Below are 26633 nucleotides of genomic sequence, written 5' to 3'. Positions count from 1 at the left end.
ATGTCGCCTGACACACCTTCCCCGCCGTGTTAACCCTCACAAAATCCGATACAACAACCGCTCGATCCTTACCCGACTCACACGCTTGAGAAACTTGGCCACTCCCGACGGGTAATCCGGCAGCGTTTCCAGATCCTGATACCGCTCAATACGGCTGGTGTGCTGGAAAATCTCCGCCAGCTCTTTACCGCGCGGCTCCAGCAATTCACCTTTCGGATCATCGATCAGCAACGCGTTTTCCAGGTCGAGACGGAACGCTCGCGGGTTGAGGTTGTTGCCGGTCAGCAAGGTATAACGCTGATCGATCCACATGCCCTTCAGGTGATAGGTGTTGTCGCCATCCTTCCACAAATGCAGGTTCAGCTTGCCACTGTCGATGCTGCGCTGATGGCGCTTGGCGAAGCGTCGCAAACTGATCTCGTATAGATACGGCAGCGCCGCGATCACCTTGAACGGTTCGCTCGGCGGAATGTAGAAATCGTTGGCGGTTTTGTCGCCGACGATGATGTCGATTTTCACGCCCCGCGCCAAGGCCCGATTGATTTCCCGGGTCACCGCCAGCGGCAGGTTGAAGTACGGCGTGCAGATGGTCAGCTGGTGTTGGGCGCTGGCGATCAGCTCGCAGATCACCCGACTCAGCGGGTTGTTCTTGCCCACACCGAGCAATGGACTGACGGATAAACCGCCCTTCGCCGTGCTGCCCGTCGTGGTGTCGTACGCCGCGTGCTTGAGACGGCTGCGCAGGTCGCCGATGTCGTTGCGCAGGCTGCGGGTGGTCGGCAGATTTGGCAGATCGAGGCGATGCACCGCCTTGGAGGCGATCAGACCGTGCTGAATCAAGTGCTGCATCGAGTCAGCCAGCGCGTGGCTCTGCAGCAGGTGATAACGGTCGAAGCGGTACTTGTCGAATTTGTGCAGGTAAACGTTGTTCAGGCTCGCACCGCTGTAGAGCACGCAATCGTCGATCACAAAGCCTTTCAAATGCAGCACGCCGAACAACTCGCGGGTCTGCACCGGCACGCCGTACACCGGCACCACGCTTTCGTGGGTGCGGGTCGTTTCCTGATACCAGGCCGAGTTGCCCGGCTGCTTGCCGGCACCGATCAAACCGCGCTGGGCGCGCAGCCAGTCCACGACCACCACCACGTCCAGTTCCGGACGCGCCAGTTTGGCTGCGTGCAGGGCATCGAGGATTTCCTGTCCGGCTTCGTCCTGTTGCAGGTACAGCGCGACGATATAGATGCGCTGGGTGGCCTGGGCGATTTGTTCCAGCAGGCAACGACGGAACTCGGCGGCGCCAGAGAGGATGGTGACGGCATCGGCGGTCAGCGGAAAACTGCGCAGTTTAGGCAGCAGAGAGCGTTTGAAAAGCGACGGCATAGGGCTCGCAAAGGGTCGAATCCGAAGAACCCGAGAGCTTACACCATGGATGGGTTTGGGTCTTGTGGCTGTCCGTTCTGACCCCATCGCGGGCAAGCCCGCTCCCACAAGAACAGCGCTATACCTGTGGGAGCGGGCTTGCCCGCGATGGCAATTTCACAGGCGCAAAAATAACCTCTTGACCAAGGAGAACGATCATTCTACTGTTAGCCGCATGAACGAAATCACTAGCAACGACACACGCGACATCATTCTGGATGTCACCGAAAAGTTGATCTACAAAAGTGGCATCGCTGCCACTGGCATGGACCTTTTGGTGAAAACCGCCGGCGTTTCCAGAAAAAGTATTTACCGCTACTTTGCCAACAAGGAGGAGCTCATCGTTGCGGCCCTGCAACGCCGTGATGTGCGCTGGATGAATTGGTATCGAAGCGAAGTCGGCAAGGCGCAAACCCCGGCCGACCGGCTGCTCAACCTGTTTACCGTGCTCAAGACCTGGTTCGCCTCCGAAGGCTTCCGCGGCTGCGCATTCATCAATACCAGCGGCGAAACCGGCGATGCGCAAGACCCGGTTCGCCTGGTCGCCAAAGACCACAAACAGAAGCTGCTCGACTACGTGCGCGAGCTCTGTACCGAACATGGCGCACAAGACCCGCAGACGCTGGCCAAACAGCTGCTGATCCTGATCGACGGTGCCATTACCGTAGCGCTTGTGATGGGTGACCACAGTGCCGCCGATAATGCGCAATGCATGGCGCGAAAGTTATTGGACCTGTAACACTTTTAATAAGCCCGACAACGTGCTTGAACGTTAACTTGATAGGGAGAATTTATATGTCTACTGCCGAAGTTCGTCCGCCATTGCCGCCGTTTACCCGTGAATCAGCCATCGAAAAAGTTCGCCTGGCCGAAGACGGCTGGAACTCCCGCGATCCGGAACGGGTGTCCCTGGCCTACACCCTGAACACCCAATGGCGTAACCGCGCCGAGTTCGCCCATAACCGCGAAGAAGCCAAAGCTTTCCTGACCCGCAAATGGGCCAAAGAACTGGACTACCGCCTGATCAAGGAACTTTGGGCCCATGGCGACAACCGCATCGCCGTGCGTTACGCCTACGAATGGCATGACGACTCGGGTAACTGGTTCCGTTCCTATGGCAACGAGAATTGGGAGTTCGACGAGAACGGCTTGATGTTCAACCGTTACGCCTGCATCAACGACATGCCGATCAAGGAAAGCGACCGCAAGTTCCACTGGCCGCTGGGCCGCCGGCCGGATGATCACCCGAGTCTTTCCGACCTCGGTCTGTAACTTCACCGAGATCTACTGTGGGAGCGGGCTTGCCCGCGATGGCGAAGTTACAGACAACTTATTTGTTGAATGTGAAACCGTCATCGCGGGCAAGCCCGGCTCCCACAGGGTTTTATGGTGTTCAGGCGACCGCAGCCTGATGCCTGATAGCCGCTTTGGCCTCCAGCTCCCGCACCAACGGCAATACCCGCTTCCCGAAGTATTCCACCTCCTCCTGAAAGTGCAGAAACCCCGCCAGCACCAAATCCACGCCCACCGCTTTCAACGCGACGATCCGCTCGGCAATCTGTTGTGGTGTGCCGATCAAATTGGTCTTGAAACCATCGTTGTATTGCACCAGATCTTCAAACGTCGATTTCGCCCAGTTGCCCTCGCCCTCGGGTGACGCCCTGCCCGCCTGTTTCGCTGCATCGCCAAACGCGTTCACAGCTTCGGGGTCGGCCTGATCGATGATCTGCGCCAGCACCGCCCGCGCCTCTTCTTCGGTGTCGCGGGCGATGACGAAAGCATTCACCCCAACCTTCACCGAATGATTGTTCGCCGCCGCTTTCGTACGAATGTCATCGACCTGAGCCTTGATGCCTTCGGGGGTGTTGCCGTTGGTGAAGTACCAGTCCGAAACCCGCGCCGCCATGTCCCGGGCCGCACGGGAACTGCCACCCTGGAAGACTTCCGGCTGACCCAGTGGCTTGGGTTTGAGGCTGTAGTTGTCGAAGCGGTAGAAGTCGCCGCGAAAGGTGAAATTGTCCTGGGTCCAGATGCCCTTCAATGCGCGAATAAATTCTTCGGAGCGGCGATAACGTTCGTCGTGTTCCAGCCAATGTTCACCAATGGCCTGAAACTCGCCCTTGAACCAGCCGCTGACAATGTTCACCGCCACTCGGCCGTTAGTCAGTTGATCGATGGTCGCCAATTGCTTGGCCGCCAATGCCGGCTGCCAAGGCCCCGGCAAAATCGCCGCGATGACTTTCAGTTTGCTGGTCGCGGCCAGCAGTGCATGGCTGAAGGCAACGGATTCATGCTGGAACTCGGCGCCATAACCGGCGGTGAAACGAATCTGCGTAAGGGCATACTCGAACCCCGCCTCTTCGGCCAGTTGCGCCAGTTTGCGGTTGTAGTCGATGCCCCAGTGGGTGCGCTGCTCGATCTTGCTGACCACCAGCCCACCGCTGACGTTCGGCACCCAGTAGGCAAATTTGACGGCTTGCTGACTCATTGGCGTGTCCTCGGGTTTTCAGGGAAGTCCTGAGGTCAGAGCAGCAACCGTGCCAGCGCTGAATCTTCAGGCGACACTGTGGCGAGGGAGCTTGCTCCCGCTTGAGTGCGCAGCGCTCACAAATATTTTGGGGCCGCTGCGCAGCCCAGCGGGAGCAAGCTCCCTCGCCACAGGTATGTGATGTGCTGAAGCAATTTGCTGATGCATTGTTGGCACAGCAACAGTTCAGGCCACGCCGAAATCCACAACATCCAATAAACCATGGTCTGCGAGCTTCGGCATGGACCGTGCAATCCCCTATGGCATTCACTGCCCAGGAGCTGTCCCATGACCGAACATCAAGTAATCAACCCGCTGTCCATCGGCACTGACTATGAAGTGCTGGCCTCACGCTTTCGGCCGATCTTCCAGCGCATCGCCGCCGGTGCCGTTGAGCGCGAACAAAGCCGCAGCCTGCCTTACGAACCGATTCAATGGCTCAAGGAGGCTGGCTTCGGCGCGGTGCGGGTGCCGGTTGAATACGGCGGTGGCGGCGCGTCCCTGCCGCAGCTGTTCGAATTGCTGATCGAACTGGCCGAAGCGGATTCCAACGTACCCCAAGCCCTGCGCGGGCATTTTGCCTTTGCCGAGGACCGTTTGAACTCACCGCCGGGGCCGGGCCGGGATCTGTGGTTCAAACGCTTTGTCGAGGGTGACATCGCCGGCAATGCCTGGACCGAGATCGGCGCCGTGACGATCGGAGATGTGATTACCAAGGTCTCGCCCCACGGCGATCAGTGGCGGCTCAACGGTGAGAAGTTCTACAGCACCGGTAGCATTTTCTCTGACTGGATCGATGTCTATGCCCAACGCAGCGACACCGGTGGCGATGTGATCGCTGCGGTCCGCACACGCCAACCGGGAATTGTGCAGAGCGATGACTGGGACGGTTTCGGCCAGCGCACCACGGGCAGCGGCACGTCGCGGTTTATCGAGGCGCAAGTGGACGCCGAGAACATCATCGACTTCGCCACCCGCTTCAAATACCAGACGGCGTTTTATCAATTGGTGCTGCTGGCGACCCTCGCCGGGATTGGCCGCGCCGCATTGCGCGATGTGGCGCATCAGGTACGCGAGCGCAAACGCATCTACAGCCACGGCAATGCACAGCGGGTCAGCGAGGATTCGCAAGTGCAGCAGGTGGTGGGTGAAGTGGCTGCGTGGGTGTATGCCGCCGAAGCCAGTGCCTTGAAGGCTGCGCTGCCGGCGCAACGGGCTTATCTGGCGCGGTTCTCCGGGGATGAAGCGCTGGAGCACGCGGCGAATGTGGCGGCGGAGATTGAGTCGGCCAAGGCTCAGGTGGTGGTCTCGGAGTTGATCCAGCGGGCGACCACGACGCTGTTCAATGCCTTGGGCGCTTCGGATGTTCGCGAAGGTAAATCGCTGGACCGGCATTGGCGCAATGCGCGGACCGTGTCGTCGCACAATCCGGTGATCTACAAGGCACGGATTGTCGGGGACTGGGCGATTAACGGGACCGAACCGCCGTTTGTGTGGCAGATCGGTAATGGACCTGAGCGCACGTGATGTGTCGTCGGGGCTGACGCCTTCGCGAGCAAGCCCGCCCCCACATTCGAGCGAACTCCTTCAGGGGAATGCGATTAAATGTGGAAGCGGGCTTGCTCGCGAATGGGCCAGACCGGTCGCCGCAGAGTTTGGATATGGGTAAGATACCGGCCTTCCCCCGCAGCCCCTCTTCTGCGCCCTGCCGAATAAGCCCATTCCATGCCTTTCGAACTCAGCGTTGACCTCACCACCCTGGCCGTTCTGGCCCTCGTCGCTTTCATTGCCGGTTTCATCGACGCCATCGCCGGCGGAGGCGGTCTGTTGACTACTCCGGCGCTGCTGACCGCCGGCCTGCCGCCGCACCTGGTGCTGGGCACCAACAAGCTCAGTTCGACCTTCGGCTCGGCCACTGCCAGTTTCACCTTCTACCGGCGCAAGCTGTTCCATCCTCGGCAGTGGACGCACGCCATCGTCGGCACACTGGTAGGCGCACTCACCGGCGCCGTGGTCGCTCATTACTTGCCGGCGGAATGGCTGAACAAGATGTTGCCGGTGATCGTTTTCGCTTGCGGTCTTTATCTGTTGTTCGGCGGCACACCGAAGGCGCCGCTGGACAGCGACGCGCCGATCAAGAAAAAGTGGCAATCGACCCAAGGCTTCAGCCTCGGTTTCTACGACGGCGTGGCCGGGCCGGGAACGGGCGCGTTCTGGACCGTCAGCAGCCTGCTGCTCTACCCCATCGACCTGGTCAAGGCCAGCGGCGTGGCGCGCAGCATGAACTTCGTCAGCAACATCGCGGCGCTGTCGGTGTTCATATTTTCCGGGCAGGTGGACTGGATCATCGGCCTGAGCATGGGCCTGTCGGTGATGGTCGGCGCCTTCTTCGGCGCGCGCACCGCCATCAGCGGCGGTGCGAAATTCATTCGCCCGGTGTTCATCACCGTGGTGCTCGGCTTGACCGTCCGGTTAGCCTGGCAGCACTGGTTCAGCGTGGCCTAAGCGCCGCGCCACATAGACGTCGATCAGGTAACGGGCAATCGAGCGTGACGCCGGCAATGGCGGCAGCTCGTGCACGTTGAACCACTGGGCGTCTTCGATCTCGTCTTCCTGACAGACAATCTCGCCCCCGGCGTACTCGGCGTGAAAACCGAGCATCATCGAATGCGGGAACGGCCAGCATTGACTGCCCATGTACTGGATGTTCTTGACCTCGATCTGCACCTCTTCGCGGACCTCGCGAATCAAGCAGTCTTCGGCCGACTCACCCGGCTCGGCAAATCCCGCCAAGGTGCTATAGACCCCGGGTACAAAACGTGGCGAACGGGCCAGCAGAACTTCGTCGCCACGGGTCACCAGCACGATCATGCTCGGTGAAATGCGCGGATAGTGGCGTATGTCACACGGCTCACAGTACATCGCCCGCTCACGCGGCACCTGGCTCATCACCTGCCCGCAATTGCCGCAGAAGCGATGTTCACGAGCCCATGTACCGATTTGCGCGGCATAGCCGAGCACCTTGTAGACGGTGTGATCGCCCTCGAGCATGAACGCCCGCAGGCCTTTCCAGTTGCAGCCCGGCACTTCGCTGTGACTGCGCAGCTCCAGCAGGTAGACCGGTTCACCATCCAGGTGACCGATGCCATGCTCGGCGAGAATCGACAAGTCCTGACGCTTGAGCCATTCCCGTGGAAACAGCGCGCCATTGTCATCGAACAAAAAACCTTCGGGGCTGCGCGCCACGGCCCAACCGCCGGGTTGATCGGTGTCCAGTACTGCAGTGGTCCAGCGTGAAATCATGGTTAATCAGTCCAGAAATTCGGGTTTCTGTTTGCTCATATGGGCGGCCATGGCCACGCGCAGATCGGTGGATTGCAGCATGGCGGCGTTCCAGGTGGCGACGTATTCGAGGCCGTCGTCGATGCGATGGTCGCGCATGTAGCTGATCATCTCTTTGGTACCGGTGACGGCAATCGGCGACTTGCCGGCGATCTCACGGGCAATGCCCATCACGCCTTCAAGGAGGCTGGCGGCATCGCTATAGACGCGATTGACCAGGCCAATGTTGCGCGCTTCATCGGCGCCAAAGGTGCGACCAGTGTAAGCCAGTTCACGCAGCATGCCGTCACCGATTATCCGTGGCAAGCGTTGCAAAGTGCCCACATCGGCCGCCATGCCGATGTCGATTTCCTTGATGGAAAATTGCGCGCCCTCGGCCGCGTAACGCATGTCGCAGGCCGAAATCAGGTCGATGGCGCCACCCAGGCAATAACCCTGAATCGCCGCCAGCACTGGTTTGCGGCAGTTGTCGACGGCGTTGAACGAGGTTTGCAGTGCGAGGATCTTGCGCCGTAGCAGGCGCGCATTGCGGCCGACATCCTTGCCCAGCTCGTTGGCCACACCGGCCAGCATCATCAGGTCAATGCCCGAAGAAAAATGCTTGCCGGCACCACTGAGTACCACCACCCGCACTTCATCGGTATCGTCAATCCACTGGAAAATCTCGATGATCTCGCTCCAGAACGCGGCGTTCATCGCATTGATCTTTTCCGGGCGGTTGATCTGCACATGGGCGATGTTGTCGGCCAGTTCGACGCTGAAGGCGGTGTATTGAGACATGGCAGTGATCCTTTACCGGGCAGAATATGAGGTCCGAACTATAACAAGGCATCCGTGTCGGCAGTAAGGCAGCGGTTCGGCCAAATGCGGGACTGGCTCAGGGTTCTTTAGTGCCAGGGCCGGCCAATCGCGGGCAAGCCCGCTCCCACAGGGATTTGATGTGGACACAGATTTTGTGAACATCACCGACCACTGTGGGAGCGGGCTTGCCCGCGATTGGCCGCACCACTGAAATTATTGAGAAACCGGCTTAGCGCACGAGCAAAGTTGTCACTATGCTTGCACCTGACTTTCCAAGGAGGAACCCTACCCATGCCAATTTCTTCACGTGCAGCCTTGCTGGTTATCGACGTACAGAACGACTTCATCCCCGGCGGTCAACTACCGGTGCCCGAGGGCGACCTGATCGTGCCCTTGATCAACCGCCTCGGCCGCCAGTTCAAACAGGTCATCATTGCCCAGGACTGGCACCCACCCGGCCACGCCTCATTCGCTTCCAGCCACCCGGGACGCAAACCTTACGACGTGATTCAGTTGCCTTACGGCGAGCAGACACTTTGGCCTGAGCATTGCGTGCGGGCCACACCCGGCGCCGAGTTCCACTCAGAGCTGGACCTGCCCCACGCCCAACTGATCATCCGCAAGGGCTGCAATCCAGACATCGACAGTTATTCGGCGTTTCTGGAAGCAGATCGAACCACGACCACAGGCTTGGCCGGATACCTTAAAGAGCGCGGCATCGACACGGTTTACATGGTCGGGCTGGCACTGGATTTCTGCGTGATGTTTTCTGCGCTGGACGCGCGGGCGGCGGGGTTCAATGCGTTTGTGGTGCTGGATGCATGTCGGGCGATTGATCTGGATGGATCGCTGGCGGCAGCAATTGACCGGATGCAGGTGGCGGGGGTCGGGTTGATTCCATCAACCGAAATACTCGGATGAACGCTCAATAATCTGTGACTGGTGATTCCTGTGGCGAGGGGGCTTGCCCCCGTTGGGTCGCGAAGCGGCCCCCTGCATTTCTTCAGTCACATCACGGAGGCAGGATTGGCGACTGCTGCGCAGCCGAACGGGGCGGTGCGGCGTTCCGACAAGCCCCCTCGCCACAGGGATGTCGCAAGATTCAGACAGGTGTCGGCAGCCAAAGTCGAAACCGCGCACCACCCAGCGGCGATGCTTGTGCAGTGAGCGTTCCACCCTGTGCTTCCAGCGCCCGGCGGCTGATCGCCAAGCCCAACCCAAACCCACCCGTTGCGCGATCCCTACTACGATCCAGCCGATAGAACGGCTCGAAAATCCGCTCCCGCTCTTCCTCCGGAATGCCAATGCCATCGTCATCCACCCAGATCTCACAGCCCTTGGCGCACACCTGCACGCCGATTTGAATCCGTTTTTCGCAATAGCGCATGGCGTTGCGCAGCAGGTTCTGGATCGCCCGGGCGGTCAATCGCGGGTCTAGCGAGAAGCGTTCGAGCTGGCCGTAAAGCAGCACATCGATGACGATTTCCGGGGACTCCAGTTCTTCGTCGACACTGCCCAGGATGCTGTCGATGAACTCATCCAGCGATACATCGACCTGCTCCGGCAATTGCGCCGGGTTTTGCAATCGACTGTAGGACAGCAGCTCCAGCACCAGTTCATCCAGTTCGCGAATGTGCGCGACTAGACCTTGCAGACGTTCACGACTGGCGGCCGGCAAATCGTCGGACAACGCCAGCGCCAGGCCAAAATCCAGGCGCGTCAATGGCGTGCGCAATTCGTGGGACACCGCATTGAGCAGATCGCGCTGCTGGTTGAGCAGATTTTCAATGTCACCGGCCATGGTGTCGAACACGTTGGCCAGGCTGCCAATGTTGGAACTGGGGGAAATCTGCGTGCGCTCGCTCAAGTGCCCCTTGCCGAAGCGTTCGGCGGTGCCTTTGAGGCGTTCCAGGTCGCGCCAGTGCGGGCGCAACCACAGCAACAGACAGGCGAGCATGGTCGCGCCGATCAGCACGTTGATGCTCCAGTACAGCCAACTGACATCCGTGGGGTCCGGTGGCACAACCATTTCCACGACCAACTGCTCGTTCAACGGCGTCACGGCCAAGGTGCGCCAGCCCCAATCGCCAATGCGCACGACGTTCTCCCCGCGCTGCAAGCGAGCACGTTCATCCAGGGTAAACTCGGCGTCGTCGTTGCGGGCCAGCACAATGTGCAGCGGTTGAAATTCCTTGTCCATTTCGTCTGCCAGCGCCGGCCACTGCTCAATCGGCACCGCGCGAAACTGCTTGACGATCAGGGTTTGCAAGCCTCGGGAGTAATCGAGGTTGTAGGTCATGAAGCGCTCATGGAAGACCTGGATCACCAGGTCCGGCACCAGGTAGATCGCCGCGCTGAACGAGACGATGGTCACCAGATAGAGGCGAAACAGGATTCTGAACATCGACTCAACATTCCCACTCGGAACGGCTGAACAGGTAGCCCTTGCCCCACACGGTTTTGATCTTGCGCGCCTCGCCGGCGTGGTCGTCGAACTTGCGTCGCAGCTTGGAGATGGCCACGTCCACCGAGCGGTCGGTGCCGTTGAATTCAATTCCGCGCAAGCGTTGCAGAATCTGGTCGCGGCTCAGCACTTCGCCGGCATGCCGGGCCAGCACCACCAGCAGGTTGTATTCACCGCTGGACAGTTCGACCAGTTGCTCGCGCCAGGTCACGGTGCGCTCGGACAGGTCGATGCACAGATTGCCCATGACAATGCGGTCATTGGCGTTCAGCGGTTCGCTGAGGCTGCTACGGCGCAGCAAGGTCCGCACCCGGGCCAACAAGACGCGAGGCTCGCAAGGTTTGGTGACGTAGTCGTCGGCCCCCATCTCCAGGCCCAGCACTTGATCGTGACTGTCGTCGCGGGCGGTGAGCATCAGGATCGGCAAGGTCGCAGAATCGGCTCGCAGCAAGCGGCAGACTTGTAGACCGTCGAGCCCCGGCAGCATCAGATCGAGAATCACCAGGTCCGGAGGATTGACCCGCGCTCGTTCGCGCACATGATCGCCACGGTTGATCACGCTGACGCAATAGCCGTTGCGTTCCAGGTAGCTGGAAATCAGCTCGGAGAGCGCGGTGTCGTCTTCGACCAGGAGGATGTTGGGCATGGGTGTTTCCAGAAAGTGCAGTGGCGCCGGATAGATCGTCATCGCGGGCAAGCCCGCTCCCACAGGGATTTGATGTGGACACAGATTTTGTGAACATCACCGACCACTGTGGGAGCGGGCTTGCCTGCGATAGCGGTACATCTATCGCAATAAATTTCAAGGCGCCAAGGATATACACCCTCACGCTCGCGCGAGCAAAACCCTTACACAATTTCACACACCCCCTACAAAGCTTAACCGCTACCCTCGCCGCCCCCCCGTAGGATACGGGAGGTCATTATTGGGGTATTTACATGTCAAAGAATCTGCTTGCCCGGCTCAGCCTGATTGCACTGGCGTTGACGCTGAGCGCTTGTGACCAGTCCTCGACCGCCGAAGAACAGGCGCCGCTGGCCACCGTGCGGATCGAAACCATCGAAGCGCGGCCGCTGTCGATCAGCAGCGAACTGAGCGGGCGGATTGCCGCGCCACGGATTGCTGAAGTGCGCGCCCGTGTTGCCGGCGTGGTGTTGCAACGCGCCTTTCGCGAAGGCAGCGACGTAAAAAAAGGCGACGTTCTATTCCGTATCGACCCGGCGCCGTTCAAGGCCGACCTGGACAGTGCCGAAGCCGCATTACGCAAAGCCGAGGCAAACGCGTTCCAGGCCAGACTGCAAGAGCAGCGTTACGCCCAGTTGATCGAAGGCAACGCCATCAGCGGCCAGGATTACGACAACGCCCGAGCCAATGCCCGGCAGACCGCCGCCGATGTCGCCGCCAACAAAGCCGCCGTGGACCGGGCGAAGCTGAACCTGGGTTACGCCACTGTCACGGCGCCGATTTCCGGGCGCATCGGCCGGGCTCTGGTGACTGAAGGCGCGCTGGTTGGGCAGAACGAAACCACGCCGCTGGCGTTGATTCAGCAGTTGAACCCGATCCACGCGGACCTGACGCAATCGACCCGTGAACTCAACGACCTGCGTCGGGCCTTCCGTTCCGGCCAGTTAAAGGAAGTGGGCCAAGGTCAGGCCAAAGCCACCCTAATCCAGGACGACGGCAGCCTCTATCCGCTGCCGGGCAAATTGCTGTTCACCGACATTACCGTCGACCCGGGCACCGGTCAGATCATTCTGCGCAGCGAGTTTCCCAACCCGGACCTCGACTTGCTGCCGGGCAGCTTCGTTCGCGTGCGTCTGGAGCAAGCGTTCAATCAGCAAGGCATCAGCGTGCCGCAACGGGCCATCCAGCGTGACAGCGCCGGCATCGCCCAAGTATTGCTGCTCGACGCCGAGCAGCGGGTCGGCCAGCAACCGGTCGAACTGGGCGCGGTGCAGAACGATCGCTGGATCGTCACCCATGGCCTCAAGTCCGGCGACCGCATTGTCACCGAAGGCCTGCAACATGCGCGCCCCGGTGAAAAAGTCCAGATAGATGACACCCCTCTTCCACTTGCCCAGGTTTCTGGTCAGTAAGCAGGACGCTTTTTTATGCCGCAGTTCTTTATCGACCGCCCGGTGTTCGCCTGGGTGATTGCCTTGTTCATCCTGCTGGCCGGTGCGTTGGCCATTGTGCAGTTGCCGGTGGCGCAGTATCCGAACGTTGCGCCGCCGAAAGTCGAAATCTATGCCACCTACCCGGGCGCTTCGGCGCAGACCGTGGATGAAAGTGTGGTCAGCCTGATTGAGGAAGAACTCAACGGCGCCGATCATCTGCTGTATTTCGAATCCCAGAGCAGCCTCGGCAGCGCCACCATCACCGCGACGTTCCAGCCGGGCACTGACCCGGAGATGGCGCAGGTCGATGTGCAAAACCGTCTCAAAGTGGTCGAGTCACGTTTACCGCAAGCCGTCACCCAGCAAGGCTTGCAGGTGGAGAAAGTCTCCGCCGGTTTCCTGCTGTTGATCACCCTCACCTCCAGCGATGGCAAGCTCGACGACGTGGCGCTCAGCGATTACCTGGCGCGCAACGTGATGAACGAGATCAAGCGCCTGGACGGTGTCGGCAAGGCCCAGTTGTACGGTGCCGAACGGGCGATGCGGATCTGGATCGATCCGCAGAAACTGATTGGCTTCAACCTGACCCCGGCCGATGTCAACGCCGCCATCGTTGCGCAAAATGCTCAGGTTTCCGCGGGCAGCATCGGCGACTTGCCGACCCGCACCACGCAGGAAATCACCGCGACCATTCTGGTCAAAGGCCAGTTGTCGACGCCTGAAGAATTCGCCGACATCGTGCTCAAGGCCAACCCTGACGGCTCCACGGTGCGCATCGGTGATGTCGCGCGGGTCGAGATCGGCAGCCAGGAATATCAGTTTTCCACGCGGTTGAACGGCAAACCGTCGACCGCCGTCAGCGTGCAACTGTCGCCGGGCGCCAATGCCCTGAGCACCGCGACCCTGGTGCGGGCAAAAATGGATGAACTGGCGCGCTACTTCCCGGCCGGCGTCGAATACAAGATTCCGTACGACACCTCGCCCTTCGTCAAAGTCTCGATCACCAAAGTGGTCTACACCCTCGTCGAGGCGATGGTGCTGGTGTTCGCGGTGATGTTCCTGTTCCTGCAGAACATCCGCTACACGCTGATTCCGACGCTGGTGGTGCCAGTGGCATTGATGGGCACTTTCGCGACCATGCTCTTGCTGGGTTTCTCGATCAACGTGCTGACCATGTTCGGCATGGTGCTGGCCATCGGTATTCTGGTGGACGACGCCATTGTGGTGGTGGAGAACGTCGAGCGGATCATGGCCACCGAAGGCCTGTCGCCCAAGGACGCGACGCGCAAGGCGATGAAACAGATCACCGGGGCAATCATCGGCATCACCCTGGTGCTGGTGGCCGTGTTCATTCCGATGGCGTTCATGCAGGGCTCGGTCGGAGTGATTTACCGGCAGTTTTCGCTGTCGATGGCCACGTCGATTCTGTTCTCGGCGTTCCTCGCCCTGACCTTGACCCCGGCGCTGTGCGCGACGCTGCTCAAACCGATTGCCAAAGGTGAACATCATGAAAAAAGCGGATTTTTCGGCTGGTTCAACCGTCGTTTCGAGCAACTGACCGAGCGCTATCAGGGCTGGGTCGCCTATGCGTTGAAACGCACCGGGCGTTACCTGTTGATTTACGGCGTGCTGCTGATCGGTCTGGGATTGTGCTTCAGTCGCCTGCCCTCCTCATTCCTGCCGGTGGAAGACCAGGGTTACACCATCACCGACATTCAACTGCCACCGGGCGCGAGCAAGAACCGCACGGTGCAGGTGGTCGAGCAGATCGAAGCGCACAACGCCACCGAACCGGGCGTTGGCGACAGCACGGTGATTCTCGGTTTCAGCTTCTCCGGCAGCGGGCAGAACGCCGCACTGGCGTTCACCACGCTCAAGGATTGGTCGGATCGGGGCAGCGATGACTCGGCGAGTTCGATTGCCGACCGCGCCAACATCGCGCTCAGTCAGATCAAGGACGCCATGGCCTTTGCGGTGTTGCCGCCTCCGGTCGACGGCCTGGGGACTTCCAGCGGTTTCGAGTTCCGCCTGCAAGACCGTGGCGGTCTCGGCCATGCCACGCTGATGCAGGCGCGCAGCCAATTACTCGCCGCCGCCGAGAAGAGCCCGGTCCTGATGAATGTGCGCGAAAGCGCTCTGGCCGAAGCGCCGCAAGTACAACTGATCGTGGACCGCAAGCAAGCCAACGCCTTGGGTGTGTCCTTTGCCGACGTCGGCAACGTGTTGTCCACTGCCGTCGGGTCGGCCTACATCAACGACTTCCCCAACCAGGGACGGATGCAACGGGTGGTGGTCCAGGCCGAAGGCGATCAACGCAGTCAGGTCGCCGATCTGATGAAGATCAACGTGCGCAACAGCGCCGAGAAAATGGTGCCATTGTCGTCTTTCGTCCGGGCCAATTGGACCCAGGGCCCGGCGCAGTTGACCCGTTACAACGGCTACCCGGCCATCAGCATTTCCGGCGAACCGGCGCCCGGTTACAGCACCGGCGAAGCCATGGCGGAAATCGAACGGCTGGTGGCGCAAGGCCCGGCGGGGTTGGGTCAGGAATGGACCGGGCTGTCGTTGCAGGAACGCTTGTCCGGCAGCCAGGCACCGATTCTGCTCGGGCTGTCGCTGTTGATCGTGTTCCTGTGTCTGGCGGCGCTGTACGAGAGTTGGTCGATTCCAACGTCGGTATTGCTGGTGGTGCCACTGGGTGTGCTCGGTGCAGTACTGGCCGTGACTTTGCGCGGAATGCCCAACGATGTGTTCTTCAAGGTCGGGCTGATTACCATCATCGGTCTGTCGGCGAAGAATGCGATCCTGATCATCGAATTCGCCAAGAGCCTGTACGACGAAGGCCATGACTTGATCGACGCCACCCTGCAAGCCGCACGCCTGCGACTTCGCCCCATCGTGATGACCTCGTTGGCGTTCATCCTCGGCGTGGTGCCGCTGGCGATTGCCACCGGCGCCAGCTCCGCGAGCCAGCAAGCCATCGGCACTGGCGTAATCGGCGGAATGATCACCGCGACCCTGGCAGTGGTGTTCGTACCGGTGTTTTTTGTGGTGGTGATGAAACTGGTGCGCAAACGCCATAAAGATAACTAACCGAACACCAATCACTGTGGGAGCGGCGGTGCGACGATTCGACTTGCTCGCGAAAGGGCCATCACATTCAACAACGGTGTTGGCTGATACGCCGCCATCGCGGGCAAGCCCGCTCCAACAAGGAGAATCGTCAGCCTGCTGCTTGTGGTCCCAACCGACCACGCTAGGCTAAGGTGTTGAAACCCCAACACAACGAGCCTCCATGCCCCTACTCGCCCGCACCCACCCGCGCCTGTCCGCCGCCGCCACATTCGGCGTCGCAGTGGGCATTCTGGCTCCGGCCGATTCGATCCTCGGCAAAATCCTCATCGGCTGGAACGCCGGGGTCTGGACGTATCTGGCGCTGATGCTCTGGCTCACCATGCGTGCCAAGGCCCCGGACGTCAAACGCATTGCCGAGGTCGAAGATGAAAACGCCGGCCTGGTGTTGCTGCTGGTGTGCATCGCGGCACTGGCCAGCCTTGGCACCATCACCTTCGAACTCGCCGGCAGCAGGGACCTGGAAACCGCCCGCAAACTGCTGCGCTACGGTTTCACCGCGCTGACGGTAATCGGCTCATGGCTGCTGATCGGGGTGATTTTCTGCGTGCACTATGCCCGGCTGTATTACACCTGGAGCGGCAAGGAACCAGCGCTGCGGTTTGCCGAAGATTTGAAAACTCCCGATTATTGGGACTTCCTGTACTTCTCGTTCACCATCGGCGTGGCCGTGCAGACCGCCGATGTGGGCGTCGCCACGCGGGACTTGCGCAAGATCGTGCTGGCACAATCGTTGATCGGGTTTGTGTTCAATACGGCGATTCTGGGGTTTTCGATCAATATTGCGGCGGGGTTGTTTGGTTGATCACTGTATTTTTATTTCAATACATTCATGGAATTCACGCCGAGGCATCAAGCAACTCTGCAACGGGCGGCTTGCCCATCTCCTTGACTCATAGGAAGGTGACATCACGTTGATTGCCGGGCTTGAAAAAATCACACTTATAGCGAGTTGTAAACTGTCAGGTCTGACAGTTTACAGTCACCCGCATTAGCGGTCTGATAGCTCATCCCGGAAGTTTCCTTTATAGCGGGATATCTCGTCATGACTATGGAGACCGTATTAATGAGCATCAACACGCAAAAACTTAGAAGTGCCGTGGGCGCAGGTCAGTGTGTAGGGACAATAGATAACACAGAACCATTCAGCGCCGGCCTGGTGGAACTTTCGGGGCAGGCTTTCCCACCGCCTCACGGTGAGGCCCATGTGATGTTTGCCCGTCAACGTAAACCATCACCGGAATACACGACAAAAGAGCTTACGCTTTCGTTCTCCCAAGGTTTGACCAACGGTAGCTACGAGTTGACACCGAGTTCGCATGAGGTTCGTCTGACATTCGCCGACAACAGCGACCCAACCAAACCCATCATTTATACTCAACGTTCGGGAACGGCTGACCTTGTATATGATGATGTTACCGGTATTTTTTCAGGAACCTTGAAAAAGGTCATCGTCGAGAATCGAGACGATGACCTACAAAAAGAACTGACGCTTGATGTTACGTTTTCAGCAAAGGGGGCTATCGCGACGCAGCGTAACGCTGCGTAACTGATTGACCTGAAAATTAAAAAGGAAGCTAGCGCTTCCTTTTTAATTAACTCATTTTTTCACCACATATAGCGCAAGCCAATACTGGCGCCAAAAGGCTGCTCTATATATTGACCATTGCTGTACTCGAAGTCTGCATGCACACTGAAATTTTTCGCCATGGCTACAGCCACGCCCGTTCCCAATTCTCCACGAGAACCTGAAAGGTCATTATTGAAAACATTGTTATTGACTTGCACTTCGTTGTTCTTTGCAAATTCATGAGCCCATGCAAGACGTACGTAGGGCTGCACTGCACGTCCTTGATCCAACTCAATGTTTCGGCCAGCTGTAACGCCCACCGTCCCGATAAGTGAACGTGTACGATCCCCTTCTGCCTGTAGATCGTTACTCAGAGAATAATCCTTGCCTTCGATGACCACGGCAGACCATCGAGTGTAGGGTTCCAGGAAGTTTCCATCAGCGAGGTTGATGTGCTTGCCAAACTCCACAGAGCCACCGATCCCGGAGTTGTCATAAGCTCCTTTGGCTCGAGTACCGTCGCTCAGACCCACCTTTGCATCATTACGAAAGCGATTAGCCTTCAATACCCCATCGAAGTAATAACCGGTCCGCGAATCCAGCCAGGTCACGTAGCCGCCCAGATAGTAACTGTCCACGCTACCCGAAGTACCGGCACTGAGGTCGAGATCGGATTGACTTTGACCCGCCATTACGCCGATTAACCATTGACCGTCATCCAGAGGCAGCGGTGCATCCGCGCCCAGGGTGAAACCGTGCTGACGTTGCTGATATCCCACACCCGTGCCATCGGCGACGTTGTACTTGTTGGTATAAGTACGTCCCCAAGCGCCAGCCTGACCGCCATTAAAACGCAGCTCCCCCATGCGGGTGCGCAGTGAGGTCAACTCGCCCAGCCAGACGGTCGATGCCGTATTGAATAACGCAAGCACCGAGCGCGCACCCGGACTGACGGTTCGAGTACTGGGATCAAGTATCCAGTCGTTCCCGCTTTTCGCCAGACCGTAGGAATACGCCCCCAGATTGACATCGCGGCTCAAGAAAAACTGTGCGTCGCCTCCCGTTGTTTGCACCACGCGGATAGGTTGTCCCGCAGCAGGTTCAACACCACTGCTGGCAATCAACAGTTCATGTGCCCCATGCGCGGTTCCGGTGACATTGAGCATGTCAGTCTCGCCCGTTGAGAAGTCGGTTCCCATCACGAAGCGGCCATTGCCGGACAATGAGTTCACGTTCAGTTGATAGAACGCATCGCTGGCACCGAAAACCACGGAACCACCGTTGTTCAGCGTGAGCTGGTCAATACTGCCGTTGCCTGCAAGTACCCATTTGGAAGTGTCGTTGATCGTGGCACTGGACACGTTTTGCAGGTTACCGGTCAGTGTGGAGTTGTTTTGCAAAGTCAGGTGTGTGGTACTTCCCTGCTCCGTAACGATATTACCTGTCAGACTGCTGTCATTGACAACCAGAGAGGTATTGGCACCGCCCTTCACCTCCAACAGAGTGCCATTGCCCGCCAGCAAGCGGGAATTGGCCAATGAAATGGATGCATTCGAGTTCGAGGCATTGGCAAAGTCGACTAGTATTGCGGTGCCGGTTTTACCTTGCACCGTGGTGTTTTCAAGGTTCAAGATGGCAGGTTGCACTTCATTCAAGTCAAGGTCGACGACTACACCTTCCCTGCCGCCGACAATCGTGCTGTTTTTGGCTGTCGCCTGGCCACTGCTCAATCGAAGTCCATAACTGTTGGCACCTGTCCCGAGAAGTGTTGAATCGGTGACGTTCAGGATGCTGTAGGCAGTGACGAGCGCCCCACCCGAATTTCCGCTGATCGTGCTGTTACCTGTCACTGTAACGCGAGAACCGATCTGGGTACTCGCATCGCGAACCAGCTGTAGTCCTACGCGATTACCGGTAATCGTACTGTTGTCGATCGAGGCGTTGGTGTTGCTCAAAAAGACCGCCGCCAGACCACCGACACCTGAAACGGTTGCGCCGCTCAGACTGACCGTTGACCCGTTACGAGCCGTTATCTGCTGAGTCGTGCTACCCGCGTTTACGATAAGCGTAGAGTTGTCAGAAGTGATGCCGAGCGTTTGCGCACCGTTGACTGTCAACGTGGCGTCTTGAGACAGTTCCCATCGCTCCGGCGTGCCACCATTTACAGTTTCCTGCCCTCCGACAACTGGGGCAGCGCTAACGAAAGAAGTGCAGAGTGTCAGCAGCGACGGACTTAAAACGATGTAACGAAATATACGGTTTGAATCCGATAGTGATTTACTCCGCATAGTGAATACCTATTTTTACTTTGAGTGATGGCCATTGCAGCCAGCCTTTGAGGGTCGCAAGGCTATAGGGAAGACCTACAAATTTCTGTAGGACTTATCCTAGCTAAGCGCACGAAAACTCCTTCAGACTCGACGAGCCTGGTTCCAAAATTACAGAAAGGTGGGGCGGCGGCGCGCCTCCTGCTCACCCCGCCCCTTGATATAAAACAACTTATGGTGTGGGCACGTACTCCTCACAGTATTGCCCTTGACTGTAAACCAGATCCAACTGATGGATAGCGGGCAGTGACTCTGGTGTAGGATTGTTTCCTGCTCCTCCGCGAGAAATCGAATAAGTCAGCTTGCCATTTGCCGCATGTGCTGGTTTGAAATCTTCATCATAATCGCCAATTTCAATAATGACGCCATCCGCAGGGAATGCACCAATGATTGGATAGGTGGCTTCAGCATCAGTATTGGGAATAGCCACCGGCGGATCTGCCATGGTAAATGCCTCATACTTCAAGGTAATAGTCTCGCCATCGACTGTGTATTGATTGGGCAATATACGTACAAGCATATTTCTCCTCTCAGTACCATCACTTGGAATAGTGGCTGTAGGAAAGTTTAATGTGGCGCAGCCGATTCTCCTTCGCGGACCAGAAAGTTTAATGACTTGCGGCGCAACCATCTCAATTGGAAACTCCTCGACAGGAATGTCTTTTGTTCTCGACTGCGTTGGGTTTCGTCCTGCTGGAGTATACAGCATATAACGCAACACCTTTGTTCCACTCCGTTGCGCTTCGACAGTAGCCCAAGGAAGAATACGATCAATCGTGGTGCCCTCTTGCCCTGTTGTCAACGGAATAGGGAGGCCAATCTCCATGTCGTCATAGAACCACTTAATAAACCAACCTTCTTCTGTGGCTGGCGCATCGAAAATATCGATATGGACCGTGATTCCGGTGTCATCAAAATCCTCTTCCTTGATCTCGTCAGTATTGCCTTTGGTTGTTGTAAGTCTCGGTGGTTCCAATCCAATCGTAATTGGGTCCGGACCAATAAAGGAAATATCAACATCAATATCAATATCCGATTTTGCGAGCTCTCTATTGGCACCACGAAACATTTTCCAGCTTACATTTGTCACAACGATACCATCGGTTTCGCCATACACTTGTTTTACAAGGCTGTAGGGGGCATAGAACGTTAATTCAGTTTCATTGCCTACTCGCTGTTCGGCACCAACCGGTTGATCACCCCAGTAGCCAACTATCGTATCGGAATTAGCATTGGGGGTAGGCACTGTGACTTTGAACTCCACACCCAGGGGATCAACTTGAGTGTCAGCCAGATCGATCAAGTCATCGCCGTCCGTACCGTTCGCCAAGGTTACGACCGGGGGCTTGACCGTTATAGGATCCGGATCCTTCGCATGGGCGACGGTGCGCAGGCTGGGGGTCGACTGACGCCCCTTATTCCCCGTCAAATCCGTTGATACATAGATGAGTTGATTGGGACCATCGGCAGCACCTCTAAAGACGGCGACGGGAATTTCCGCCTCCCGAGCCGCCGAGAGGGAATTTTCGTATACGGGGGTGTCCCGACCTGGGTCCGGCGCAGGTCCAAAGTAAAACCTGTAAACGTCCGTAGTCTCGTAGTTCGCAGGAATCAAAGGCTTCACGAGGATGCCGGTTTTTCCTTCGAGGTAGGTCTCATCGATAGGTACAGCTGGACTCAAATCCGCAGGCCATGTAGGTGCTCCTGGTGTTCGGTCAGAGAGTGGATCTTTGACTTTGTAAGGAGGCGTGCGGTCGATCCCGAAGGTGGAGATATCCGATCCAGCATCATTCCCTCCTCCGGCAAAAAAGATATACCGAAACTCCCATTCAGTTGGAGCTTCGGGCGTGGTTTCTTCTATGAGAAAACAGTTTGGAATCTGGTACGGTACGGTCCAGTCTCGGTCAGCTACCGGACCTGGCTCAATGAATTCATCCTCCTTCAGGATATACATCCAATCGACGTTGCCCTTTTTCCGGATCTGCGGTTGAAAAGCATCATCGTCATGTTCAATCAACGGCTTTGGAACGAGATAATCCAAGTCTGCCGAGAGATACTTTTCCGGAATCCGCACGTCGGGGAGCAATTCCTGCGCAGGAAATGTAGCCGCCTTCGGAGGATCCGCATTAATACTGTTATCCGGCGTCACTCTTGTTTTAAACGCTGCCCGCCTGGACAGTTCGGCTTTTTCAACTATTGCATTCATAATCGCCTCCATACTTTATGGTATTGTCGAACTCACTCTAAACAAAGTCATTTATTACCTATCGCCACCACTTCTTTTTCTCCATGCTCTCTATGGCCCGCACGGTAGTTCTGTGCCGGGTATGATTCTATCTATTTTTGCCAAGCCAACTTGGGACACGCCCACCAGTCTGCGACCTCGGTATATCCGGTACTGTACAGTGGCCGACGATTTTTCGACCATGGGCTTTATATGAATATCGTACGGCTCGATTACCAAAGAATACCCCTCTTTTATGTCCGTATCGCTCAATGCCGGACGAGTGACTTTCTTTTGGGCGCCTATATATTCCGGACCGCTACCGTTCAAACTGGGATAACCTTTCCAGAGCAATTCAACGCGATCTCCAACGCTGAACCCTGATAAGGGAGGAATAAATAGTCGAACACCCTCCCACAAGGGTGGGACAGTGTTGCAGTTCAGATATCCATGTAAGTTCGCATCCGAAAAACGAGACTCTTCAAGGTCGATTGGAATGGGGGTGTGATCGACTGTCAGATTACGGTGTTTTGAAGGTGAAGGGTTGTCAGCACTATCCAGCACTAGATACCATAACTCCCCTACACCGTTCAGCTGCAAATAATTGGCAGCAATGGGGATAATAAACTCAGGCTGAATATCCTCAGCCTTATACTCATTTCTAATTTCAACGATCGGTTGCCCCGGCAATTTAAAATAAACAATCAAAACATCTCTTTCATCCGGCTGCGTTGCATAATCGGGCCACAGAGGAATGACGACCTCAATTCCTGCTGCCAGCAGCTCCAGCGGAATATGGCCTTCCGGATCAACATCTGGATCTTCCACCCCTATCACTTTGGGTGGATTAAAAGCCTGTTGCCCTTGGCTCGACATTAACGAGTCCTCTTAGATGCTTTGAAATTAACTAAAATCCTCAGAAAAGATTAAACGTCCTTTCCGCCAACGTGCCTACTGTCAGATCTGACAGGTAAAGCGTCCGTCTGTCGGAAAAATCCGATGCACTTAAATAAAAGCACTTCGCCGAAAACCGGCCCCACTGAAGCCGGTTTCAGTGCTATTCCAATAACAACAAGGTTCATCGATGAACGACTTTTCGCCGCCCAGCGCAGCCGCGTCACCATGCTCGATGTTGCCGAATACGCCGGCCCGAGGCCTGAAACGCGGCCGCACTCGCCCGATCGGCATGCTGGTGGCCGATATCCGCAACCATTCGATTGCCGTGATGCACGGGGTGGAAACCACTTGCCGCGCGCACGGCTACAGCCTGGTGGTGTGCAACACCGAACGCGACGACGAGCAGGAACGTCAGCACCTGACGCTGCTGCGCTCGTACAACATCGAAGGCTTGATCGTGAACACCCTCAGCCATCACCTGGATGAGCTAAGCGAATTGCATCGCGAAATTTGGTGCTAGTGCGCTTGAATGTTTGCTCAAGCGACTGCACGGCGATGAGGGGGCGGTACAGATGCTGAATTTTTCGGCGCGGTTGATTGTGCGGCGATCCGACTTGCCCGCGAAAGGGCCATCAAATTAAGCTCACATCCTTCAGGCACGCCGCACCTGCAGCAACTCGGCCGCACACGACGCAATCCGCTGGCACGCATCCGCCAACCTCATCTGATCCACCACCAGGCCAATGCGAATATGCCCCGCCGCGCTCGGCCCGAAGGCTTCGCCGGCCAGCACCGACACGCCATACACTTCAAGCAGCCGCTCGGCAAAATCCTGAGCACCGAGCCCGGTCTGGCGCACATCGACCATCACGAACATCCCGCCATCAGGTTTGATCGCCCGGATGCCCGGGCACCCGCTTAACCTCGCGCACACCAGATCGCGACGCTGGCGATATTCCTCGCGCATCAGCGCCACTTCCGGCAAGTCTTTATCGAGCGCCACTTGCGCGGCTTTCTGGACGAAATCCGGAAGGCCGAACAGCATGCACAACGACAGATGCATCAAGTGTTCGGCCAGCGGTTTCGGGCCGATCATCCAGCCCACTCGCCAGCCGCTCATGGCGTGGGATTTGGACAAGCTGTTGAGGGTCGCGGTGCGCTCGGCCATGCCCGGCAGGCTGGCCGGGCTGATGTGCTCGCCCTCATACAACAGATCGCTGTAGACCTCGTCGCTGATCAGCCAGAGGTCATGCCGCACACACAGCGCCGCCAGCGCCTTCCAGCTTTTTAACGACAGGCTGGCACCGGAGGGATTGTTCGGGCTGTTGAGCAGGATGACGCGGGTTTTCGGGGTGATCAGCGCCGCGACATCGGCCGGTTCAACCCTAAAGCCGTTCTCCGGACACACCGCCACCGGCACCACGCTGGCGCCACAGGCGCCGAACACACCTTCATAAGTCACGTACATCGGTTCGGCGACGATCACTTCATCGCCGGGATCGAGCAGGCATTGGGCAACCGAATACACCGCGCACTGCGCGCCGGGCAGCACGATCACATGGTCGGCATCCACCTCCTGACCGCTGCGCCGCTGATGACGGCTGGCGATGCTGCTGCGCAGTGTTCGGGTGCCGCGTACATCCGAATAGTGGGTGTCACCCGCCAACAGGCTATCGATGGCAGCGTGGACGATGGGCAACGGTGTATCGAAATCCGGATCGCCGATCGACAGCAACAGCACGTCGACGCCCTGTTCGCGCAATTCCAGCGCTCGATCGTGAATCTTCCAGGCCGCTGCTCCGTCACCGGCGATTCGCTGGGTCAAGGCTGAATAGCGCATGTACTTCTCCTAACGCGCGAGGTCCAGTTTCAACCCTATCTCAAATCACGAAACGCGCCACCATCGCGTTCAAATCAACCGCCAATCGCGACAATTCGTGGGTGGCGGCACTGGTCTGGTTGGCACCGGCGGCGGACTGAGTGGCCAGGTCGCGAATGTTCACCAGATTACGGTCGACTTCACGGGACACCTGAGCCTGTTCTTCCGAGGCACTGGCGATCACCAGGTTACGTTCGTTGATCAACTGAATCGATTGGGTGATCTGCTCCAGGGCGATACCCGCCGCACGGGCCATTTCCAGGGTGCTTTGGGTGCGCTGATTGCTTTGCTGCATCGACGAGACCGCTTCACCGGTGCCGTTCTGGATGCCGGCGACCATTTTCTCGATTTCCTGGGTCGACTGCGCGGTGCGATGGGCCAACGCCCGAACCTCGTCCGCCACCACCGCAAAGCCACGCCCGGCTTCCCCGGCACGGGCCGCTTCGATCGCGGCATTGAGGGCCAGCAGGTTGGTCTGCTCGGCAATGGCACGGATCACGTCCAGCACTTTGCCAATATCGCGGCCCTGAGCGGCCAGGCCCTCGATCATCAACGCGGTGTTTTGTACGTCGTGGGTCATGGTCTGGATCGCGTCGACGGTTTCCACCACACGGTCACGACCTTCGCGGGCCGCTTGGGTCGACTGGTTAGAAGCTTCGGAGGTCGATACCGCGTTGCGCGCTACTTCTTCCACGGCGGCAGTCATTTCGTTGACGGCGGTGGCCGCCTGTTCGATTTCGTTGTTTTGCTGTTGCAGGCCGCGGGACGCTTCTTGCGTCACAGTGCTGAGTTCTTCCGCGGCGGCGCCCAGTTGTGTTGCGGAGCCGGCGATTTGTTCGATGGTTTTGCGCAGGTTGGTCTGCATGGCGGACAAGGCGCCGAGCAAACGCGCGGGTTCGTCGTTACCGTCGACTTCGATAACCTTGCTCAGGTTGCCACCAGCAATGGTTTCGGCCGCGAGCACCGCACGGTTCAGCGGCGTGAGGATGCTGCGGGTCAGCAGCCAGGCCAGCAGCACGGTCAGCAGCGAAGCTATTACCGCCACCGTCACAATGCCGGTAAAGGCTTCGCTGTAGTGCTCGCCCGCCTTGGCCGACGCGGCTTTGGCATCGGCGGTGTTGAGCGCCACCAGTTTGTTCAGTTGCTCACCCATCTGATCGGTGCCTTCCTTGATCCGTGTGTTGATCAGGGTGCGCATCTCATCCAGTTTGTTCTGCCGCGACAGCTCCAGCATCTGGCTCTGGGCTTGCATATAGCTGTCGAGGGTAGTCGCGAAGGTTTTGTACAGCGCCGCTTCTTCAGGGCCGGCCGGCAAGGCGGCATAGCTTGTTTGGGAAGTGCGCACCTTGTCGACGAGCACGCCGATGCGGGTCTGAGCTTCCTGCAACGCCGCCGGATCACGGTTGACCAGTACGCGGAACGAGAGAATCCGCAGCCGCAGGACGTTTTCCGTCACGTTACCCAGAAACCCGATGCTGGGTAACTGCGTCATTTCCATATCGACAGAGGCCTGGCGGATGATCGACATGCGGTTCACGGCAAACACACCCAGCACGATCACCAGCAAGGCAATGAAGGCGAAACCGAGGAAAGCTCGAGGCGCGATTTTCAGATTACGCAGTGACATAGGATGATCTCGGTAATTGAGGCGGCGAGCATCCTTGCGGGGATCACTGTTCGGGCGGGCGATGGCGCGCGCGCCTTTCAGCTTGGCGCCACTGTTGTAGTTGGTTTGTGTGCGCCTGTTAGCTGTATCGGCCGGGGTTGAGGTTTTTTGCAGGGGTTGGAGAAATATTTTTCGAGGGAGGCAGGAGTGTTTCAACGGTGAAACAGATGCTGCGCGGAGATCGGCTTTGCGCAATAGCTTTTGTGGCGAGGGAGCTTGCTCCCGCTCGGTTGCGCAGCAGCCGTAAATTCTTTGGGGCCGCTTCGC

The 26633-nt window shown here is 57.9% G+C and carries 20 protein-coding genes and 1 pseudogene; 10 read left to right on the top strand and 11 right to left on the bottom strand.

The annotated features are described in order from the left end of the window. Nucleotides 1-36 precede the first annotated feature (36 nt). Nucleotides 37-1380 carry a CDP-diacylglycerol--serine O-phosphatidyltransferase gene (gene pssA, locus ACZ3HH_RS26800; RefSeq protein WP_465809201.1) on the bottom strand — a complete coding sequence of 448 codons (1344 nt, stop codon included), beginning with the start codon at nucleotides 1378-1380 and terminating at the stop codon, nucleotides 37-39. A gap of 214 nt (nucleotides 1381-1594) precedes the next feature. On the opposite strand from pssA, the gene ACZ3HH_RS26795 reads away from it, so the two are divergent. Both ACZ3HH_RS26795 and ACZ3HH_RS26790 read left to right on the top strand, forming a co-directional pair. Next, on the top strand, nucleotides 1595-2158 hold the full coding sequence (locus ACZ3HH_RS26795; RefSeq protein WP_465809199.1) for a TetR/AcrR family transcriptional regulator: 564 nt from the start codon (nucleotides 1595-1597) through the stop codon (nucleotides 2156-2158). Nucleotides 2159-2214: 56 nt separating this feature from the next. Beyond that, the gene (locus ACZ3HH_RS26790) at nucleotides 2215-2691 is read left to right on the top strand and encodes a nuclear transport factor 2 family protein (RefSeq protein ID WP_465809197.1); all 477 of its coding nucleotides are present in this window, start codon (nucleotides 2215-2217) and stop codon (nucleotides 2689-2691) included. 121 nt (nucleotides 2692-2812) lie between these two features. On the opposite strand, the gene sfnG is transcribed toward ACZ3HH_RS26790, so the two are convergent. After that, nucleotides 2813-3907, bottom strand: a complete 1095-nt coding sequence (sfnG, locus tag ACZ3HH_RS26785; protein WP_465809195.1) for a dimethylsulfone monooxygenase SfnG — start codon at nucleotides 3905-3907, stop codon at nucleotides 2813-2815. Nucleotides 3908-4234: 327 nt separating this feature from the next. Between sfnG and ACZ3HH_RS26780 the strand changes: the two genes are divergently transcribed. Together ACZ3HH_RS26780 and ACZ3HH_RS26775 are read left to right on the top strand one after the other, a co-directional pair. Continuing rightward, entirely contained in the window at nucleotides 4235-5473 is a 1239-nt protein-coding gene (locus ACZ3HH_RS26780) for an acyl-CoA dehydrogenase family protein (RefSeq protein ID WP_465809193.1), read from the top strand. A gap of 198 nt (nucleotides 5474-5671) precedes the next feature. Next, nucleotides 5672-6451, top strand: a complete 780-nt coding sequence (locus tag ACZ3HH_RS26775; protein ID WP_007900140.1) for a TSUP family transporter — start codon at nucleotides 5672-5674, stop codon at nucleotides 6449-6451. On the opposite strand, the gene nudC is transcribed toward ACZ3HH_RS26775, so the two are convergent. Both nudC and ACZ3HH_RS26765 read right to left on the bottom strand, forming a co-directional pair. After that, entirely contained in the window at nucleotides 6419-7249 is an 831-nt protein-coding gene (gene nudC, locus ACZ3HH_RS26770; protein WP_460145897.1) for an NAD(+) diphosphatase, read from the bottom strand. The genes ACZ3HH_RS26775 and nudC overlap by 33 nt on opposite strands. Before the next feature lie 6 nt (nucleotides 7250-7255). Then, nucleotides 7256-8068, bottom strand: a complete 813-nt coding sequence (locus tag ACZ3HH_RS26765) for a crotonase/enoyl-CoA hydratase family protein (RefSeq protein WP_465809191.1) — start codon at nucleotides 8066-8068, stop codon at nucleotides 7256-7258. Nucleotides 8069-8380: 312 nt separating this feature from the next. Between ACZ3HH_RS26765 and pncA the strand changes: the two genes are divergently transcribed. Then, nucleotides 8381-9010: a bifunctional nicotinamidase/pyrazinamidase gene (gene pncA / locus ACZ3HH_RS26760; protein ID WP_465809190.1), complete on the top strand. Its 630-nt coding sequence runs from the start codon at nucleotides 8381-8383 to the stop codon at nucleotides 9008-9010. A 181-nt stretch (nucleotides 9011-9191) separates the two neighbouring features. Here the strand turns inward: pncA and ACZ3HH_RS26755 are convergent, their stop codons facing one another. Next, a complete protein-coding gene (locus ACZ3HH_RS26755) occupies nucleotides 9192-10493 on the bottom strand; it encodes an ATP-binding protein (protein ID WP_465809189.1) in 1302 nt (433 codons plus the stop codon). A gap of 4 nt (nucleotides 10494-10497) precedes the next feature. Then, nucleotides 10498-11199 carry a response regulator gene (locus ACZ3HH_RS26750; protein ID WP_465809188.1) on the bottom strand — a complete coding sequence of 234 codons (702 nt, stop codon included), beginning with the start codon at nucleotides 11197-11199 and terminating at the stop codon, nucleotides 10498-10500. Nucleotides 11200-11492: 293 nt separating this feature from the next. Here ACZ3HH_RS26750 and ACZ3HH_RS26745 point away from each other — a divergent pair, with 293 nt between their 5' ends. From ACZ3HH_RS26745 to ACZ3HH_RS26730, 4 genes are all read left to right on the top strand, one after another. Then, nucleotides 11493-12650, top strand: coding sequence for an efflux RND transporter periplasmic adaptor subunit (locus ACZ3HH_RS26745; protein ID WP_465809186.1), 1158 nt, complete (start codon nucleotides 11493-11495; stop codon nucleotides 12648-12650). Nucleotides 12651-12665: 15 nt separating this feature from the next. Then, nucleotides 12666-15764, top strand: coding sequence for a multidrug efflux RND transporter permease subunit (locus ACZ3HH_RS26740; RefSeq protein WP_465809184.1), 3099 nt, complete (start codon nucleotides 12666-12668; stop codon nucleotides 15762-15764). Between the two features lie 202 nt (nucleotides 15765-15966). Further along, nucleotides 15967-16608 (top strand): DUF1345 domain-containing protein, encoded by a 642-nt coding sequence (locus ACZ3HH_RS26735; RefSeq protein ID WP_465809182.1) that lies wholly within the window; start codon nucleotides 15967-15969, stop codon nucleotides 16606-16608. A 261-nt stretch (nucleotides 16609-16869) separates the two neighbouring features. Next, a complete protein-coding gene (locus ACZ3HH_RS26730) occupies nucleotides 16870-17352 on the top strand; it encodes a hypothetical protein (protein WP_465809180.1) in 483 nt (160 codons plus the stop codon). Nucleotides 17353-17411: 59 nt separating this feature from the next. Here the strand turns inward: ACZ3HH_RS26730 and ACZ3HH_RS26725 are convergent, their stop codons facing one another. From ACZ3HH_RS26725 to ACZ3HH_RS26715, 3 genes are all read right to left on the bottom strand, one after another. Next, complete coding sequence (locus ACZ3HH_RS26725) at nucleotides 17412-19661, bottom strand: autotransporter outer membrane beta-barrel domain-containing protein (protein WP_465809178.1); 2250 nt, start codon at nucleotides 19659-19661, stop codon at nucleotides 17412-17414. Between the two features lie 211 nt (nucleotides 19662-19872). Next, on the bottom strand, nucleotides 19873-21906 hold the full coding sequence (locus ACZ3HH_RS26720; RefSeq protein ID WP_465809176.1) for a hypothetical protein: 2034 nt from the start codon (nucleotides 21904-21906) through the stop codon (nucleotides 19873-19875). Nucleotides 21907-21996: 90 nt separating this feature from the next. After that, nucleotides 21997-22800 carry a hypothetical protein gene (locus ACZ3HH_RS26715; RefSeq protein ID WP_465809174.1) on the bottom strand — a complete coding sequence of 268 codons (804 nt, stop codon included), beginning with the start codon at nucleotides 22798-22800 and terminating at the stop codon, nucleotides 21997-21999. Between the two features lie 259 nt (nucleotides 22801-23059). Between ACZ3HH_RS26715 and ACZ3HH_RS26710 the strand changes: the two are divergent. Further along, a pseudogene (locus tag ACZ3HH_RS26710) lies at nucleotides 23060-23332 on the top strand (transcriptional regulator); the annotation flags it as partial. Between the two features lie 141 nt (nucleotides 23333-23473). On the opposite strand, the gene ACZ3HH_RS26705 reads toward ACZ3HH_RS26710, so the two are convergent. Both ACZ3HH_RS26705 and ACZ3HH_RS26700 read right to left on the bottom strand, forming a co-directional pair. Beyond that, nucleotides 23474-24661 (bottom strand): pyridoxal phosphate-dependent aminotransferase, encoded by a 1188-nt coding sequence (locus ACZ3HH_RS26705; RefSeq protein WP_465809172.1) that lies wholly within the window; start codon nucleotides 24659-24661, stop codon nucleotides 23474-23476. Nucleotides 24662-24701: 40 nt separating this feature from the next. Continuing rightward, on the bottom strand, nucleotides 24702-26327 hold the full coding sequence (locus ACZ3HH_RS26700; protein ID WP_465809170.1) for a methyl-accepting chemotaxis protein: 1626 nt from the start codon (nucleotides 26325-26327) through the stop codon (nucleotides 24702-24704). Nucleotides 26328-26633: the final 306 nt, after the last annotated feature.

The sequence above is a fragment of the Pseudomonas sp. PME37.24/025 genome, from assembly GCF_055556615.1.
This window is presented reverse-complemented; position numbering and strand designations above follow the sequence as displayed.

Excerpts from the sequence above, each read along its gene's own strand:
- ACZ3HH_RS26755 (WP_465809189.1), bottom strand. The coding sequence starts at position 10,493 with ATGTTCAGAATCCTGTTTCGCCTCTATCTGGTGACCATCGTCTCGTTC.
- ACZ3HH_RS26790 (WP_465809197.1), top strand. The coding sequence starts at position 2,215 with ATGTCTACTGCCGAAGTTCGTCCGCCATTGCCGCCGTTTACCCGTGAA.
- ACZ3HH_RS26745 (WP_465809186.1), top strand. The coding sequence starts at position 11,493 with ATGTCAAAGAATCTGCTTGCCCGGCTCAGCCTGATTGCACTGGCGTTG.
- ACZ3HH_RS26775 (WP_007900140.1), top strand. The coding sequence starts at position 5,672 with ATGCCTTTCGAACTCAGCGTTGACCTCACCACCCTGGCCGTTCTGGCC.
- ACZ3HH_RS26750 (WP_465809188.1), bottom strand. The coding sequence starts at position 11,199 with ATGCCCAACATCCTCCTGGTCGAAGACGACACCGCGCTCTCCGAGCTG.
- ACZ3HH_RS26705 (WP_465809172.1), bottom strand. The coding sequence starts at position 24,661 with ATGCGCTATTCAGCCTTGACCCAGCGAATCGCCGGTGACGGAGCAGCG.
- nudC (WP_460145897.1), bottom strand. The coding sequence starts at position 7,249 with ATGATTTCACGCTGGACCACTGCAGTACTGGACACCGATCAACCCGGC.
- ACZ3HH_RS26780 (WP_465809193.1), top strand. The coding sequence starts at position 4,235 with ATGACCGAACATCAAGTAATCAACCCGCTGTCCATCGGCACTGACTAT.
- ACZ3HH_RS26730 (WP_465809180.1), top strand. The coding sequence starts at position 16,870 with ATGAGCATCAACACGCAAAAACTTAGAAGTGCCGTGGGCGCAGGTCAG.
- ACZ3HH_RS26725 (WP_465809178.1), bottom strand. The coding sequence starts at position 19,661 with ATGCGGAGTAAATCACTATCGGATTCAAACCGTATATTTCGTTACATC.
- ACZ3HH_RS26720 (WP_465809176.1), bottom strand. The coding sequence starts at position 21,906 with ATGAATGCAATAGTTGAAAAAGCCGAACTGTCCAGGCGGGCAGCGTTT.
- ACZ3HH_RS26795 (WP_465809199.1), top strand. The coding sequence starts at position 1,595 with ATGAACGAAATCACTAGCAACGACACACGCGACATCATTCTGGATGTC.
- ACZ3HH_RS26740 (WP_465809184.1), top strand. The coding sequence starts at position 12,666 with ATGCCGCAGTTCTTTATCGACCGCCCGGTGTTCGCCTGGGTGATTGCC.
- ACZ3HH_RS26735 (WP_465809182.1), top strand. The coding sequence starts at position 15,967 with ATGCCCCTACTCGCCCGCACCCACCCGCGCCTGTCCGCCGCCGCCACA.
- ACZ3HH_RS26700 (WP_465809170.1), bottom strand. The coding sequence starts at position 26,327 with ATGTCACTGCGTAATCTGAAAATCGCGCCTCGAGCTTTCCTCGGTTTC.
- ACZ3HH_RS26715 (WP_465809174.1), bottom strand. The coding sequence starts at position 22,800 with ATGTCGAGCCAAGGGCAACAGGCTTTTAATCCACCCAAAGTGATAGGG.
- ACZ3HH_RS26765 (WP_465809191.1), bottom strand. The coding sequence starts at position 8,068 with ATGTCTCAATACACCGCCTTCAGCGTCGAACTGGCCGACAACATCGCC.
- pssA (WP_465809201.1), bottom strand. The coding sequence starts at position 1,380 with ATGCCGTCGCTTTTCAAACGCTCTCTGCTGCCTAAACTGCGCAGTTTT.
- sfnG (WP_465809195.1), bottom strand. The coding sequence starts at position 3,907 with ATGAGTCAGCAAGCCGTCAAATTTGCCTACTGGGTGCCGAACGTCAGC.
- pncA (WP_465809190.1), top strand. The coding sequence starts at position 8,381 with ATGCCAATTTCTTCACGTGCAGCCTTGCTGGTTATCGACGTACAGAAC.